Genomic DNA, 14170 nt, shown 5'->3' with positions numbered 1-14170 from the left:
CACCTCACCTGTCACTGCTTCTGCGAGGTTTCTCATGTACACCGCTATCGGTTATGCCGCCCAATCGGCCACCACTCCCCTCGCCCCGATGAAATTCGAACGCCGCAGCCCACGCGCTGACGACGTGGCGATCGAGATCCTGTACTGCGGCGTCTGCCACTCCGACATCCACCAGGCCCGCAACGAATGGGGCATCGCGGTTTATCCGTTGATGCCCGGCCATGAGATCGTCGGCAAAGTCACCGCCGTTGGTGCGAACGTCACTCAACATAAAGTCGGCGATCTGGTCGGTGTCGGTTGCATGGTCGACTCCTGCCGCACCTGCGCTGCCTGCCAGCAGAACCTCGAGCAATACTGCCTCGAAGGCCCGACCATGACCTACGCCACCCCGGACCGGGTCGACGGCAGCAACACCATGGGCGGTTATTCGGACAGCATCGTGGTCAGCGAGCACTTCGTCGTGCGCATTCCGGAAAAGCTGGATCTGGCCAGCGCCGCGCCGATCCTCTGCGCCGGCATCACCACCTACTCACCGCTCAAGCACTACGGGGTCAAGGCCGGTGACAAGGTCGGGATTCTCGGCATGGGCGGCCTCGGCCACATGGGCATCAAATTCGCCAAGGCCATGGGCGCGGAAGTCACGCTGTTCACCCGTTCGGCGAGCAAGGCCGAAGAAGGTCGTCGTCAGGGCGCCGATCATGTGATCGTCTCCACCGATGCCGAACAGATGGCTGCCGCTGCAGGCCGGTTCGACTTCCTGCTGGACACCATTCCGGTGCAGCACGACCTCAACCCGTACCTGCAAACCCTGCGCTTTGATGGCGTGCACATTCTGGTCGGCCTGATCGAACCGATCGACCCGCCCGTGCACGCCGCCAATCTGGTGCTGGGGCGCCGCGTGCTGGCCGGCTCGTTGATCGGCGGCATCGCCGAAACCCAGGAAGTGCTGGATTTCTGCGCCGAGCACAACATCACCTGCGACATCGAAATGCTCGACATCCGCCAGATCAACGAGGCTTACGCCCGAATGATTGCCGGTGACGTGAAGTATCGCTTCGTGATCGACATGGCGACGTTGAAGCTTTAAACCTTCAGACCGAGTTCTGCCGAGAGCCGGGCTGTGACCCCTTTGATCAGGGGAATCAGCTCGGCCATTTTTTCCAGCGGCATGTACGGCACGGTGCTGGCGATGCTGATCGCCGCCACAATGCGCTTGCTCGCATCGCGAATCGGCGCCGCCACGCAGCGGATCGACGGTTCGTTGTCTTCCAGATCGAAGGCGTAGCCGCCGGCCACGTACTCGGTCATGCGTTGTTCGAGCTGTTCCCACGATTGCTGGGGATGCTGCGGCCAGAACTGACTTTTCCCACCCGCCGGCAGGCTGATGTCGTACAGCCGCTGCCAATCCTGCGGTGCATCGTCGAGCATCAAGGCCTTGCCGATCCCGGTGCGTGCCAACGGCATGCGATGGCCGACCCGCGAGCGCATTTCCGGGCCGTTACGCCCCGGATTCTTCAGCAGATACAAGACCTCGTCGCCCTCACGAATGCCCAGGTGCACGGTGTCGCCGGTCAGCGCCGACAACTCGTCCAGGTACGGCCCGGCCAGACTCACCAGCGGCAACTCTTCGCGCGCCTGAAACCCCAGCTCGATCAGCTTCGGCCCCAGCAGATAGCCGATTTGTGGCACCACGCGCAGGTAGCGCTCGTCGACCAGGCAACTGGCCAGACGATGGGTGGTGCTGCGCGTGGTGCCGATCAGCCGGGCGATCTCTTTCAGATCGCGGGCGCCACTGGCCACCGCCTGCACCACACCCAGTCCGCGAAGCAGGGTCTGGGTGCCGGTGGGCGCGGCGTCCTTGGTTTTTTCCGGGGCGTCTTCCTGCATATCCAGCCTTTACCGTTGAGCGAGGGAACGGGCGGCATTATGGTCGCCCGACGCAGACGACTACAACTCGATACGTTCGACCTTGCCCACCAGCAGCACGTAGGACAATGCACCGATCAGCGCCAGCACCGCGATGTAGGTGATCGCCGGGGCGAACGAATCACCGCTGGCGAGGAACCCGATGACAATCGGCGTGGCAATCGCCGACAGGTTGCCGATGAAGTTGAACACCCCACCGGTCAAGCCGAGCAAACGCGCCGGAGCCAGGGTCGAGACCAGCGACCAGGTGATCGAGGCCAGACCGTTGCCGAAAAACGCCAGCGCTAGGAAGGCAATCACCAGCGGTGTCGATTCAACGAAATTGGCGCCGATGATCGAGGTGGAAATCAGCAGCCCGCCAATGATCGGCAACTTGCGCGCGAAGCCCACGCTGCAGCCACGGCGGATCAACAGGTCGGAAAAGAACCCCGAGCACAGCACGCCGACAAAGGCCGCGAGAAACGGCAGCGATGCCAACAGGCCGGACTTGATGAAGTCCATGCCGCGATATTTCACCAGGTAGGTCGGGAACCACGTCAGGAAGAACCACAGCGTCGAGTTCAGGCAGAACTGGCCGAGGTAGATGCCCCACAATTTGCGTTTGCTCAGGACGATGCCGAGGTCGGTCCAACTGAACGAGGCCTTGGCCGTTTGCGCTTGAATGTCTACGAGTCCGCCACCCTCGCGGATCAGGTCGATCTCCGCGTCGTTGGCGCCCTTGAAATCTCGCGGTTCGCGATACACCGCGTACCAGATCGCTGCCCAGATGATGCCAGCCGCACCGGTTGCGACGAACACCATGTGCCAGCCGAATTCATGTTGCAGCCAGGCCAGCACCGGGGTCAGAAACGCCAGGCCGACAAACTGCCCGGAGGTGTAAAAACCAATCGCCGTGGCCCGCTCACGCTCGGGAAACCAGGTGGTCACCACGCGGCTGTTGATCGGATAGGCCGGTGCTTCCAGCGCGCCGACCGCCATGCGCAGCACAAACAGCGCAATGAAACTCGCAGCGAAACCGAGCAGCACCGTGGCCAGCGACCACAGCAGCAGCGCGACACTGTAGAGGATGCGCGGCGGCACCCGATCCACCAGCCAGCCGCCGGGAATCTGCATCGCAGCGTAGGTCCAGCCGAATGCGGAGAAAATCAGCCCGACGTGAACCGGGTCGATGCCCAGTTCACTGGTCAGCGCGGGCGCGGCAATCGACAGGTTGCTGCGGTCGAGGTAGTTGATGACCACGGTGATGAACAGCAACACCATGATGAAAAACCGCTTGCGGCTGGGCGTGACTAAAGACGCCTGCCCGGTGAGGGTTTGCGTTGGCATGGGGGGTGCCTCTTCTTATGATTATTTGAGCTCATTGACGCCATCCCCCATCCATGGAGATCAATTGTGGGAGGGGGCTTGCTCCCGAATGCGGAGTGTCAGTCGACATCTCTTTAGCTGACATGCCGCATTCGGGAGCAAGCCCCCTCCCACAAGGATTTGTGGTGAGTCAGAAGGCACTCACCACTCGGCAAAACTGCCATCGGCATGGCGCCAGATCGGGTTGCGCCAGCGGTGGCCGACCGCCGCGCGTTCGATCACGTATTCCTCGTTGATCTCGATGCCCAGCCCTGGCCCGTTCGGAATCTTCACGAAGCCCTGGTCGTAGTCGAACACTCGCGGATCCTTCACGTAGTCGAGCAGATCGTTGCTCTCGTTGTAATGGATACCCAGACTCTGCTCCTGGATAAACGCGTTGTAACAAGCCGCGTCCAGTTGCAGGCACGCCGCCAGCGCAATCGGCCCCAGCGGACAATGCAGCGCCAGCGCCACGTCGTAGGCTTCGGCCATGTTGGCGATCTTGCGGGTCTCGGTGATACCGCCGGCATGCGAGGCATCCGGCTGGATGATGTCGACGTAGCCTTCGCTCAGCACCCGCTTGAAATCCCAGCGCGAGAACAGCCGCTCGCCAAGGGCGATCGGCGTGCTGGTCAACGGTGCCAGCTCTTTCAGCGCTTCGTAGTTTTCACTGAGCACCGGCTCTTCGATGAACATCAGTTTGTACGGGTCGAGCTCCTTCATCAGCACCTTGGCCATCGGCTTGTGTACCCGACCGTGGAAGTCGACGCCGATACCGACGTTCGGCCCGACCGCATCGCGCACGGCGGCAACGTTGGCCAGGGCCAGATCGACTTTCTCGAAGGAGTCGAGGAACTGCAGCTCTTCAGTGCCGTTCATTTTCACCGCAGTAAAACCCCGGCTCACCGCCTCTTTCGCGGCACGCGCGGTGTCGGCCGGACGATCGCCGCCGATCCATGAATACACACGAATCTTGTCGCGCACCTGACCGCCGAGCAGATCGCTGACCGACACGCCAAGGGCCTTGCCCTTGATGTCCCATAGCGCCTGATCGATACCGGCCAGCGCACTCATGTGGATCGCGCCACCACGGTAGAAGCCACCGCGGTACAACACAGTCCAGATGTCCTCGATGTTGCGTGGGTCTTTGCCGATCAGGTAGTCGGACAATTCTTCAACGGCAGCGGCGACGGTGTGTGCGCGGCCTTCGACCACAGGCTCGCCCCAACCGGTCACACCCTCATCGGTTTCGACCTTGAGGAAGCACCAGCGCGGCGGGACGATGAAGGTGGTGAGTTTGGTGATTTTCATCTGTTTGTCTCTCTTGTTAGATGCAGCGCACGCAGCGCCGGATAAATCTCAGCGAAGGGCCTTCCAGGCAGCCACGTAGGCCTTGGCATTGGCCGCCACTTGTTCAACCGTCATGCCCGGTTTGAACAGGCCGGAACCGAGGCCGAAACCTTTCACACCAGCGTCGATGAACGCTTGCATGTTGTCCGGGGTGATCCCGCCGACCGGCGCCAGCACCGTCCCGGAAGGCAACACCGCGAGCCATGCCTTGACCACCGCCGGGCTCATCTGCTCGGCCGGGAACAGCTTGAGAATGTCCGCGCCCTCCTCCAGCGCCGCGAACGCTTCGGTCGGCGTCGCTACTCCCGGCGACAGGTACAGCCCCGCCGCTTTCGCTGCGCGCAGCACCTTGGCGTCGCTGTGTGGCATCACGATCACCTGGCCGCCGGCCTCTTTCACCAGCTCGACCTGCTCCGGGGTCAACACCGTGCCGGCACCGATCAGGCAATCGGCGGGCAAGGTCTGACGCAGGATGCGGATACTTTCGTACGGCGACGGGGAATTGAGCGGTACTTCGATGACGCGAAATCCGGCGGCATACAGGACTTCTCCGACAGCAGCGGCTTCCTGCGGATGCAGGCCACGCAGGATTGCGATCAGACCGTTTTGTGCCAATGCTTGCTTGAGCATGTCAGGCCTCCAGTCAGGGTTAACGGGATAAGGAATCGAGCAGCCCGGCGGCCAGCGCCAGTTGCCACAGGCCACGCTCGGTGGCCTGCTCGGCCAGCGTGACGCGCGCGAAACCGCAGGCATCGAGGGCACGGCCGTAACGGGCGCAGAGTTGCGCGTTGCCGATGAGGATGATCGACGGCAGATGCACGCTGTTGCGTCGGCGCCGCTGAACGGTGGCGAGTGCCGCCAGCTCATGACCGATCATCAAACCGGACAGGTAGTCCGCTTGCGCCGTCGGCGCCAGTTCGCCGGTCAGGCCCAAAGTACGCGCACTGAATAATGTGGAGAGCACACCCAGTTCGCCGTCCGCCGACAGCGCCACTTGCACGCCACGGTCGAACGCCAACCCGTCGAACGCCGCACCCTGTTGCTGGGTACGCCCGAGAATGCTGTGCTCACTGAGCACAGCGAACACTTCGCCGGTCATGAAGGTGTCGAAATGAGTGATGCGGCCCTCGATCACCTCCACCCACTTGGAGTGGCTACCCGGCAGACCGATCAACAGATCGCCGCCCGCCTCGGCCGGCAGGTTCTGCAGTACGCCGAGGACCTGAGTTTCTTCGCCGCGCATCACATTGGGCAGACGCGAACGCTGGATCACCCCCGGCACGATATGTACCCGCGTGCCGCGCAGACTGACCAGTGTTTGTAAGGAATTTCCGAGATTGGCGACGTTCGCCGGCGTCTCGCAGTAGGCCGCTTCGCGCCAGCCCTGGGCGCTGCCGACCATGCCGCAGGCGATCACTGGCAGATCCGGCTGCGCCTCGAGCCAGTCGCCACACGCCTCTTCGAAGGCCAGTTCAAAGCCGTCGGCGCATTCACCACCGTGGATGACTCGCGGCGTCTTCGGTAACTGCATGATCCCGGACGACAGCGCACGCTGCTCCAGCACCACCCCGCCCGCCGCGAGTTTGTAAGCACGTAATGAGGTCGTCCCCCAGTCGAGCGCGATCAATTGCGCCTGCATCGCTTCACCTGTTTTGTTTTTGGCAGTGAGTGCGACGGACTATAGACCTTTCAAGCGCGAAATCTCAATATGTAATTTTACATCCCATATTTTGGGATTAAATAAGTCCATTTTGTCCAACGCTGAACGACGTCCGTTCAGGTGCAGGCAGGACGACACGTTAAAAAACCAGCAATCAGTAGCAGCCGGAATCCTCTCAGCCCCATCAATCGCGCTTCTCTTGAATCGCACGCACGATGTCAGTTGCTGGGATGAGCATTGACTTCGAATAATATCCACCGAATGAATAAGCAGAAGTGAACACCTTACAAGAGATGACATTACGCTGATCTAATACCTGCAATAATTCACTGGCAGGCATAAAAATATTTGATACGCCCTCATCCTCTTTTTTAAACGAGGACAATTTGGCCATATAAATATGCTCCGCTTTAGATCCAGAACTATCAAGCTCCACAAAATCCCCCACCAAATACTGAGTCAACTTGTCAAAATCCTTAAACTCGACATCCTTATCCAGCGAGCAGAACAAAGACTCGCCCAACTGACTTTCCCCGGTCACATCCTGAAAAAAATTCAACAGATCGGTTTTCGAACCAAACTTAATACCTAAAGATGAGTGATCATCTCCACCACTGACAGAAATCAAGTCAATATCAATGACCGGAAGAACCGGTTGCTTAGTGCAAGAACTGCACAGTAGCAGTGTCAGAAAAACAAACAACGACTTCATTTCGAAGATTCCAAATATTGACTCAAACGTTCATACACAATATCGCATGCCGATTTACCACCCTGTAGCGTAGCGCCAAACATGACACCTGCCTGACGATGGTTGGCGTCTACCGCTTCGTTGATAGCTGGCCCAGATGTCATAACCCAACGCTCGCCCATGCTGGCAACGTTATCAGATGAATCCGTCACTTTGGGCGAAGCCAATACATTGACCCAATAATCTGCCGAGGGCTTCGGTGTCGTGAAATATATATCAGACACCATCCAGACACCTGTGCCACCGCCAACAGGATCAAGCGTTACCAATACCTTTACGGTGTAACCGCGCTCTTTCAAAATCGAAGTCAGATGTGCACCATTCCAACCACCCAAACTATGACCTACAACGACAATATAGACCGACTTATCACCTTTCAAAGGACGCTCGACGTACTTTTTAATATCTTTTTCACCGCGAACGTCTTTGTAACTTATGTACGGCAGATTAACCTCAACTTTCTGCTCATTAGTGAGACGTTTCTCTAACTGCTTCCATGCATTCATCACGTTATGATGCGGCGGTTCATTTTGATAGTATTCTTCCTTATCCCCAGCACCGCCAATAAAAAACACTGCAACCTTTTTTACTTTAACCGCAGCCTGTTTTACGCTCTGATCAGTCTTGCAGGTCAACTCATGACCAGCCACTTCAGTTTTACAATCGTTGAGTGCGGGATTTTCGACTTCCATTTCGATCACTCTACGAACAGGTTAATAGTTTCGGCCAAATGCGAACTGACCATATGGGTAAAGCCCTGTTCATCGGTGATGCCATGCTCAACACGCCCATCGCCTCGCTGAATCGCATAAGGGTGGTCGGGAATAGGTTCGCCCGTGGCTTCATTAACGACCTGCATCCGATCATTGAAATGCACCGGCATCGGCAACAACCCACTAAACGCTGCCCCTCCGCCACTTTGTCCAATAATCACCGTGCCCGAACCACCGACCACGACATTGCCGTGGCCACCGGTGCTGTCGAGGGTTGCGGCGTTCAGGCCGTTGATGAATACGGTGCCGGAAACAGCGCCGGTGATCGGGCTGCCACAGGCTGATTTGTCGGTCATGCGCGCAGCGGCGAGGCCGTCGAAGAAGACGTCGGGCGAGCCGGAAACGATCGGGTTGGTGCCATGGCCTGGCAATGGGCAGGCGGTCGGGTCGGTGACGCGGGCGGCGGGTTTACCACTCAATTCAAAGCTCCTTGCTTCAGAGGTTCCGGGTGCGGCTGATGGATGTCGATGTCGGTCGCGGCGAAGCGCCAGCGGTTGTCGACAGGGTCGAACAGTGCGTGGCAGTGCTCACGGCTGTCGGGGGATGTGGCAGTTTGCAGATGTCGCCAGGCTTGGTCGGTTTGCCAGGCCAGTTCGGCCGGCGCGGCGTCGTCGAGCTCGTTGAGCCAGGCGTTGTAATTGCGCAGTTGATTACGCTCGTAAGCCGTTTGCAGCAGATCGGCCATTTGCACGCCGAGGTCCAGATGATGTTCGGCGGTCCACTGGCCGATCTCGGAATAGACGTACCAGCCCATCGGCATCAACGCGCCGTCCTTGAGCAACGAATGGCTGGCGGGGGCGACGAAACCGCAACAGATGTGCAGCGTCAGCCAGCCCTGATGCGCGTCGATAAACGCATTCGGCTCGAAGTGGCGTAACGCGATCACACGGTAGTCACCCAGGCCGGCGCTGCGTGTCATGAGTTCGGCGTCGAGCCGCGACACAAACGCACGAATGGCTTTGCCGCCCGTGCGATTGACGATGCACAGGATGTCTACCGGTTGACGCTGAGGGTTGTCAGAGCAGCCTGAGTTTTTCACCAGGCCATACAGGCGCATTGACGCCCGCAATCCGCTCATCGCCGGTCACTCAGAGACACAGCGAAGGCCCCACGGGCGTGGAGAAGTTTTGCCAGAAGCATTGCAGGTGTCGTCCGTGAGCGCGCAAAAATGGCGCGTAGAATGCCGGACTAGAGCGGTGGCGGCAATCACTTCAACATCGGATTGCCATCATCTCCTCAGCCTTCGGCAAACTCACGCAACACCTTGCCATCCATGCGATAGCGCACCCACTCTTCCTGCGGCTGCGCACCGAGGGATTTGTAGAATTCGATGGCCGGGGTGTTCCAGTCCAGCACGCTCCATTCGAAGCGCCCGCAGTCATTGGCACAGGCAATTTTCGCCAGATGCCGCAACAGGGTTTTGCCGGCCCCACCGCCGCGTTGTTCGGGGGTGATGTAGAGGTCTTCGAGGTACAGGCAGTTGCTGCCGAGCCACGTCGAATAGCTGAAAAAGAACACCGCAAAACCGATCGGCACACCGTCACGCAGGCAGATCAGGCCGTGGGCGGTCGCGCCTTCGCTGAACAGGCTGCGCTCGATGTCGGTGACGCTGGCGATCACTTCGTGGCGAGCCTTTTCGAAATCTGCCAGTTCGGTGATGAAGGCGAGGATTTGCGGTGCATCGCTGGGGGTCGCCGGGCGGATTTCGATCGTCATGAACGGGCCTTGTCGGAAAAGGGAAAGCGCCATACTAAGGCCGGATGCGGCGCTCGTCACATGGCAACACAGAGAATATCCTGCGCCGATATTGCAATGTGGGAGCGGGCTTGCTCGCGCAAGCGGTCTGACAATCAACAATGATGGTGACTGGATTGACGCCTTCGCGAGCAAGCCCGCTCCCACAGGAACTTCGCCAGTCTGAAAGGATGCTCATGAACACTGAGATTTTTATGCCCGTGGAGTCGCTTGCAGCAGCACTGCTGCCCCACGCCCTCGAACCCGGCGACGACGGTGCCCACGACCTCGCCCACCTGCAACGGGTCTGGCACAACGCGCGCACCTTGCAGGCCGAGGAAGGTGGCGACCTGGAAGTGTTGCTCGCTGCCGTGCTGCTGCACGATTGCGTGACCGTGGAAAAAAACTCGCCGCTGCGCTCGCAGGCTTCGCGTCTCGCCGCAGAAAAAGCCGCCAGCGTGCTGGCCGATCTGGACTGGCCCGAAAGCAAAATCAGTGGCGTCACCCACGCCATCGAAGCCCACAGTTTTTCCGCCAACATCACCCCGCTGACCCTCGAAGCGAAACTGGTCCAGGACGCCGACCGGCTCGACTCGCTGGGCATGCTCGGCGTTGCCCGCACCTTCTACGTCGCCGGGCGCATGGGCAGTGCGTTGTATGACCCGCTCGACCCTGAAGCCAAGGAGCGCGACTACGACGACACCCGCTTCTGCCTCGATCACTTCCAGACCAAGCTGCTGCACCTGGCCGATGGTTTCCAGACTGGCGCCGGTCAGCGTCTGGCGCAGATCCGCCATCAACGCCTGAAGGGTTTCATGGAGCAGTTCAAGGAAGAAATCGGCCTCGACTGATAGTCCTGTGTCTCGACCGTTCGTCGCTCATCAGGCACCAATCCGATTCAACGGCAGACCAAACACAGGTAAGGAATTCAATCACTGGAGAAGCCCTATGATCCCGTCAAGGTTGACTGCCCTCGTATTCAGCGCCCTGCTCTGCCCAGCGGTGTTCGCCGCGTCCACCACCGCAGCGGGCACAGGCCCCACCGATCCGGTTCCATCACCGCGCGCCCCTGCCATTAACAGTGCCCCAGGCATGAACACCGATGGCTCCGGCGTACCCTTGATCAACCAGCCACCTGCCACTGGCACCGACCCACGCACCCAAGGCGGTGACCCCGGTCGCCAGGGTGGCATGAACACCCCTGACTCCCCCGCCACACCCGATAACGCCGGCCCCGGCATCGGCTCGAAAACCACCACCGGTGGCTCGGGCTCCGAGGGCGGCGGCCAGTAGTTCGCCGACGCGAGCGTCCTATTCACATCCATGAAGAGGTAACCATGAACGTCGATAAAAACCTGGAAAAAGAAGTCCTCACCCGCCTGCTGCATGCCCATCCGAGCGGACTGGGCAAAGAGGTGCTGGACAATTATCGCGGCGAGAAAGTGGTGGCCAGCGCCCTCGCCTCCCTGCAGGATCGCGGACTGATCCACCATGGTCATGTGACCTGCAACGAGGCCGGCGAACACTCGTTGAATCTGCCGATCAAGCTCAGTGCGGCGGGCGTCGAAGCGGCGCGCAAGCTGGATCTGCAGTAGACCTCAGGCCGCTCGCTGCCGGTGCGGCGAGCGGCCGAATCTGCACACAAGAGGAGAAATCCCATGCCTCGTGGAAGCAAAGACAAATACACCGCCGAACAGAAGCGCAAGGCCGAACACATCGAAGACAGCTATGAGAAAAAAGGCTTGTCGAAGGATGCAGCCGAGGCGCGTGCCTGGGCGACGGTCAACAAACAGTCGGGCGGCGGCGAAAAGGCTGGCGGTTCCGGACGCAAGAAACCGGCGAGTGCCAAGTCCGAAGACCGCAAAGAATCATCGCGGCGAGCGGTGGCCAGTCGCGGGGAACATGCGCGCGACAGCAAGGCGTCGCGCGAGACGCAGACCGTGGACAGTCTGAGGAAAGAGGCGCGGGCGAAGAACATTGCCGGGCGCTCTTCGATGCGCAAGGATGAGTTGATTGCGGCGTTGCGCAAGGCCGGCTGATCCATATTTTGTGCTGAGCCGTATGGCCTCTTCGCGAGCAAGCCCGCTCCCACATTGGAGTTGTGAAAGACGCAAATCCCCCCTGTGGGAGCGGGCTTGCTCGCGAAGGCGGTTGATCAGTCGCCGCAGGACTCGCGGATAAACCCATCCACTTCAGCCGCGCCCGGCGCAGTCGCCGGCCCCCATCGTGTCACTGCCAAAGCCGCCGCCGCATTCGCCCGCCGCGCCGCCTCATGGGCGGGCAAACCCTGCGCCAACCCGGCGACGAACACCCCGGCATGGGCATCACCCGCCCCGTTGCTGTCCACGGCCTTTACCGCAAACCCCGGTACATGCCGTCGCTCGCCACGCTGCTGAATCCAGCAACCCTGTGGTCCATCGCGCACCACCATCAGCACATCCTTAGGCAGATGATCCGCCAGCCGATCCAGCGCTTGAGCAATGTCTGCAGCCTCGGTAAAGCGCAACGCCTCGACGCTATTGCTGGTCCACACATCAATGCGCGGCAGCAGCGCCCGCATCAACGGCGAGTCCGGCGACTCGACCAATGGCCCCGGATCAAACACCACGTTGATTGACTGCGGCAGCGCCAGCGTCCAGTCCAGCAGCGCCTGCGCCTTGCCTGCGTGCAGCAGGCTGTAACCGCTTACATAAACGTAGTCGCCCGCCTCGGCCGCTACGCTGTTCAAGTCCTCTCCGGTCACCTCACCTTCAGCGCCGATGTAGGAAATGAAACTGCGCTCGGCCGACGCATCGGTCAGCGCCACGCATATCCCGGTATCGCGTTGTGCAGGCATCTGGATGCCGATGTGAATGCCTTCATCCTTCATCGCCTGACGCGCCAGATCGCCGAAACGCCCGGTGCCGTGGCGACCGAGATAGACCACCGGCAAACCATTGCGCACGGCTGCGGCCATCACGTTGAAGCCGCCGCCAGCCTCGAAAGCGGCAGACTGCGCCAGCACATCGCCGCCGATTTGCGGCAGCTGATCCACGGCCATGACCAGGTCGATGATGACCTGGCCGGTGTGCAACATCTTAGGCATGAGCATTCTCGACTTGCGCGGCACGGCGATCTTTCGCCCCGCCAAGGACGAAGTAAATGCCACCGGCCACCACGAAGGTCACGATCCAGCCGAGGCCGTTGTGGCCCAGCCACGAGTCGGACAAAAAGCCCTTGAACCAGACGTTCTCGGCGGTGGTGCCGATGGTGGTAAAACTGAAGCCGAGCACGATGGCAATCGCCCACGCGCCGAACGCGCGCCACTCGATGCCGCCGCGATACCAATAGGCGCTGCTCGGGCTGACATCGAGCAGGTCTTTGGGGCTGTAGTAGTGACGGTGAATCAGGTCGACCACGAAGATCCCGACCCATGCGGTGATCGGCACCGCCAGCAGCGAAATGAAGGTGATAAACGGGCCGTAGAAGCTGTCGGCAATCAGCATGAAGTAGATCGAGCCGGCGAAGATCGCCACGATGTCGACCACCACCGCGTAGACGCGTTTGACCTTCAGACCGAGGGTCAGCGTGGTCAGACCGGCGGAGTACACCGACAGGTTGTTCGACAGCAGCAAGCCACCGAACGCGGTGATCAGGTACGGCACGGCCATCCAGGTCGGCAGCATGTCGCGGATGGCCACGATCGGGTCAGTCGCCGATGCCAGATCGTTGTTGCCCACCGACAGCAGGCCGCCGAGGGTGATCAGCAGCACCAGCGGAATCCCCGCACCGAACGCCGCCGAGGCGACCAGCCGTACAGCCTTGACGCTGCGGTGCTGATAGCGCGACATGTCCGCACCGGCGTTAGCCCAGCCAATCCCGGTGCCGGCGGCCATGGTGCCGATGCCGATGATCATCGCGCTCAGCGGCGCTGGCGTGGCGTTGAACACCGCGCTCCAGTCGATGGTCGCGCAGAGGAAGCCGCCGACCAGAATGTTCAGCGCGCCGAACACGTAGGTCGCCCACTTCTGGATCACCAGCAAGGTGGCGTGACCGAGGCCGGAAACCGACAGAGTCAGCAGGACGAAAATGGCGATTAAGATCAGCGTCAGCACTGGCGCACTTTTCGCTTCAACCGGCGAGCCGAACAGGATCGAACACAGCGACAGCAGCACGAACGCCGCGGTGGTGGTGTTGACCGTTTCCCAGCCCAGACGTGACATCAGCGAGACCAGCGTCGGGCCGATATTGCCACGCACGCCGAAGATCGCCCGCGACAGGGTCAGACTCGGCGCGCGGCCACGGCGGCCGGCAATCGAGATGATCCCGACCACGGCGAATGAACCGGCGGCGCCGACGATGGCAACGATGATCGCCTGCCAGATCGCCAGCCCGCGAAACGCCACCAGCGTGGCGCCCAATGGCAGGCCGAGAATGGAAATGTTGGCGGCGAACCAGACCCAGAACAGTTGCAGCGGATGACCGTTGCACTCGGCTTCCGGCACCGGCTCAATGCCGCGGGTTTCCAGTTGCCCGGCGCTTGGCCCGGCGTTTGTTGAACTCATGAACAGTGCTCCTGTTTGCCTTTATTGTGGTTGTGGCAATGACGCAAAACGACAAGACATCCCGGCCATCCTCGGCCTGTCTGTGCGA

General features: G+C 60.5%; 17 protein-coding genes. 5 read left to right on the top strand and 12 right to left on the bottom strand.

Annotated elements, in window-relative coordinates:
- The first annotated feature begins 34 nt into the window (after positions 1-34).
- On the top strand, positions 35-1087 hold the full coding sequence (locus M0808_RS07130) for an NAD(P)-dependent alcohol dehydrogenase (RefSeq protein ID WP_027612386.1): 1053 nt from the start codon (positions 35-37) through the stop codon (positions 1085-1087).
- Here M0808_RS07130 and M0808_RS07125 read toward each other — a convergent pair.
- From M0808_RS07125 to M0808_RS07080, 10 genes are all read right to left on the bottom strand, one after another.
- Positions 1084-1887: an IclR family transcriptional regulator gene (locus tag M0808_RS07125; protein WP_096794901.1), complete on the bottom strand. Its 804-nt coding sequence runs from the start codon at positions 1885-1887 to the stop codon at positions 1084-1086. The two genes, M0808_RS07130 and M0808_RS07125, sit on opposite strands and share 4 nt — an antisense overlap.
- Positions 1888-1947: 60 nt before the next feature.
- On the bottom strand, positions 1948-3252 hold the full coding sequence (locus M0808_RS07120; protein ID WP_097088423.1) for an MFS transporter: 1305 nt from the start codon (positions 3250-3252) through the stop codon (positions 1948-1950).
- 180 nt (positions 3253-3432) lie between these two features.
- Positions 3433-4581: a galactonate dehydratase gene (dgoD, locus tag M0808_RS07115; protein WP_007961968.1), complete on the bottom strand. Its 1149-nt coding sequence runs from the start codon at positions 4579-4581 to the stop codon at positions 3433-3435.
- A 48-nt stretch (positions 4582-4629) separates the two neighbouring features.
- A complete protein-coding gene (locus tag M0808_RS07110; RefSeq protein WP_103369247.1) occupies positions 4630-5250 on the bottom strand; it encodes a 2-dehydro-3-deoxy-6-phosphogalactonate aldolase in 621 nt (206 codons plus the stop codon).
- Positions 5251-5269: 19 nt separating this feature from the next.
- Positions 5270-6259: a 2-dehydro-3-deoxygalactonokinase gene (locus M0808_RS07105; protein WP_247840495.1), complete on the bottom strand. Its 990-nt coding sequence runs from the start codon at positions 6257-6259 to the stop codon at positions 5270-5272.
- A gap of 205 nt (positions 6260-6464) precedes the next feature.
- Positions 6465-6992: a hypothetical protein gene (locus tag M0808_RS07100; protein ID WP_247840493.1), complete on the bottom strand. Its 528-nt coding sequence runs from the start codon at positions 6990-6992 to the stop codon at positions 6465-6467.
- Complete coding sequence (locus M0808_RS07095; protein WP_098965002.1) at positions 6989-7723, bottom strand: hypothetical protein; 735 nt, start codon at positions 7721-7723, stop codon at positions 6989-6991. Before M0808_RS07095 ends, M0808_RS07100 begins: the two co-directional genes overlap by 4 nt.
- A 5-nt stretch (positions 7724-7728) precedes the next feature.
- Positions 7729-8223 (bottom strand): PAAR domain-containing protein, encoded by a 495-nt coding sequence (locus M0808_RS07090; RefSeq protein WP_247840491.1) that lies wholly within the window; start codon positions 8221-8223, stop codon positions 7729-7731.
- A complete protein-coding gene (locus tag M0808_RS07085) occupies positions 8220-8882 on the bottom strand; it encodes a hypothetical protein (RefSeq protein ID WP_098965004.1) in 663 nt (220 codons plus the stop codon). The genes M0808_RS07090 and M0808_RS07085 overlap by 4 nt, the downstream gene beginning before the upstream one ends.
- A 158-nt stretch (positions 8883-9040) precedes the next feature.
- Positions 9041-9520: a GNAT family N-acetyltransferase gene (locus M0808_RS07080; RefSeq protein ID WP_003226995.1), complete on the bottom strand. Its 480-nt coding sequence runs from the start codon at positions 9518-9520 to the stop codon at positions 9041-9043.
- A 215-nt stretch (positions 9521-9735) separates the two neighbouring features.
- Between M0808_RS07080 and M0808_RS07075 the strand changes: the two genes are divergently transcribed.
- The 4 genes from M0808_RS07075 to M0808_RS07060 all read left to right on the top strand — a co-directional run bounded on the left by M0808_RS07075 (position 9736) and on the right by M0808_RS07060 (position 11577).
- On the top strand, positions 9736-10389 hold the full coding sequence (locus tag M0808_RS07075; RefSeq protein WP_247840489.1) for an HD domain-containing protein: 654 nt from the start codon (positions 9736-9738) through the stop codon (positions 10387-10389).
- 97 nt (positions 10390-10486) lie between these two features.
- A complete protein-coding gene (locus tag M0808_RS07070; protein ID WP_247840487.1) occupies positions 10487-10831 on the top strand; it encodes a hypothetical protein in 345 nt (114 codons plus the stop codon).
- Between the two features lie 44 nt (positions 10832-10875).
- Positions 10876-11133, top strand: a complete 258-nt coding sequence (locus M0808_RS07065) for a hypothetical protein (RefSeq protein ID WP_096794892.1) — start codon at positions 10876-10878, stop codon at positions 11131-11133.
- A 63-nt stretch (positions 11134-11196) separates the two neighbouring features.
- Positions 11197-11577 (top strand): Rho termination factor N-terminal domain-containing protein, encoded by a 381-nt coding sequence (locus M0808_RS07060; protein ID WP_247840485.1) that lies wholly within the window; start codon positions 11197-11199, stop codon positions 11575-11577.
- A 116-nt stretch (positions 11578-11693) separates the two neighbouring features.
- Here the strand turns inward: M0808_RS07060 and M0808_RS07055 are convergent, their stop codons facing one another.
- Positions 11694-12623 (bottom strand): PfkB family carbohydrate kinase, encoded by a 930-nt coding sequence (locus M0808_RS07055; RefSeq protein ID WP_247840483.1) that lies wholly within the window; start codon positions 12621-12623, stop codon positions 11694-11696.
- Entirely contained in the window at positions 12616-14082 is a 1467-nt protein-coding gene (locus M0808_RS07050; RefSeq protein WP_247840480.1) for a cytosine permease, read from the bottom strand. The genes M0808_RS07055 and M0808_RS07050 overlap by 8 nt, the downstream gene beginning before the upstream one ends.
- Positions 14083-14170 lie beyond the last annotated feature (88 nt).

The organism is Pseudomonas sp. MWU12-3103b (assembly GCF_023100615.1).
GTDB lineage: Bacteria > Pseudomonadota > Gammaproteobacteria > Pseudomonadales > Pseudomonadaceae > Aquipseudomonas > Aquipseudomonas putida_A.
This window is presented reverse-complemented; position numbering and strand designations above follow the sequence as displayed.

Bases quoted from the DNA above. Each gene is read 5' to 3' on its own strand.
- M0808_RS07130 (WP_027612386.1), top strand. From the start codon at position 35: ATGTACACCGCTATCGGTTATGCCGCCCAATCGGCCACCACTCCCCTC.
- M0808_RS07125 (WP_096794901.1), bottom strand. From the start codon at position 1,887: ATGCAGGAAGACGCCCCGGAAAAAACCAAGGACGCCGCGCCCACCGGC.
- M0808_RS07120 (WP_097088423.1), bottom strand. From the start codon at position 3,252: ATGCCAACGCAAACCCTCACCGGGCAGGCGTCTTTAGTCACGCCCAGC.
- dgoD (WP_007961968.1), bottom strand. From the start codon at position 4,581: ATGAAAATCACCAAACTCACCACCTTCATCGTCCCGCCGCGCTGGTGC.
- M0808_RS07110 (WP_103369247.1), bottom strand. From the start codon at position 5,250: ATGCTCAAGCAAGCATTGGCACAAAACGGTCTGATCGCAATCCTGCGT.
- M0808_RS07105 (WP_247840495.1), bottom strand. From the start codon at position 6,259: ATGCAGGCGCAATTGATCGCGCTCGACTGGGGGACGACCTCATTACGT.
- M0808_RS07100 (WP_247840493.1), bottom strand. From the start codon at position 6,992: ATGAAGTCGTTGTTTGTTTTTCTGACACTGCTACTGTGCAGTTCTTGC.
- M0808_RS07095 (WP_098965002.1), bottom strand. From the start codon at position 7,723: ATGGAAGTCGAAAATCCCGCACTCAACGATTGTAAAACTGAAGTGGCT.
- M0808_RS07085 (WP_098965004.1), bottom strand. From the start codon at position 8,882: ATGAGCGGATTGCGGGCGTCAATGCGCCTGTATGGCCTGGTGAAAAAC.
- M0808_RS07080 (WP_003226995.1), bottom strand. From the start codon at position 9,520: ATGACGATCGAAATCCGCCCGGCGACCCCCAGCGATGCACCGCAAATC.
- M0808_RS07075 (WP_247840489.1), top strand. From the start codon at position 9,736: ATGAACACTGAGATTTTTATGCCCGTGGAGTCGCTTGCAGCAGCACTG.
- M0808_RS07070 (WP_247840487.1), top strand. From the start codon at position 10,487: ATGATCCCGTCAAGGTTGACTGCCCTCGTATTCAGCGCCCTGCTCTGC.
- M0808_RS07065 (WP_096794892.1), top strand. From the start codon at position 10,876: ATGAACGTCGATAAAAACCTGGAAAAAGAAGTCCTCACCCGCCTGCTG.
- M0808_RS07060 (WP_247840485.1), top strand. From the start codon at position 11,197: ATGCCTCGTGGAAGCAAAGACAAATACACCGCCGAACAGAAGCGCAAG.
- M0808_RS07055 (WP_247840483.1), bottom strand. From the start codon at position 12,623: ATGCCTAAGATGTTGCACACCGGCCAGGTCATCATCGACCTGGTCATG.
- M0808_RS07050 (WP_247840480.1), bottom strand. From the start codon at position 14,082: ATGAGTTCAACAAACGCCGGGCCAAGCGCCGGGCAACTGGAAACCCGC.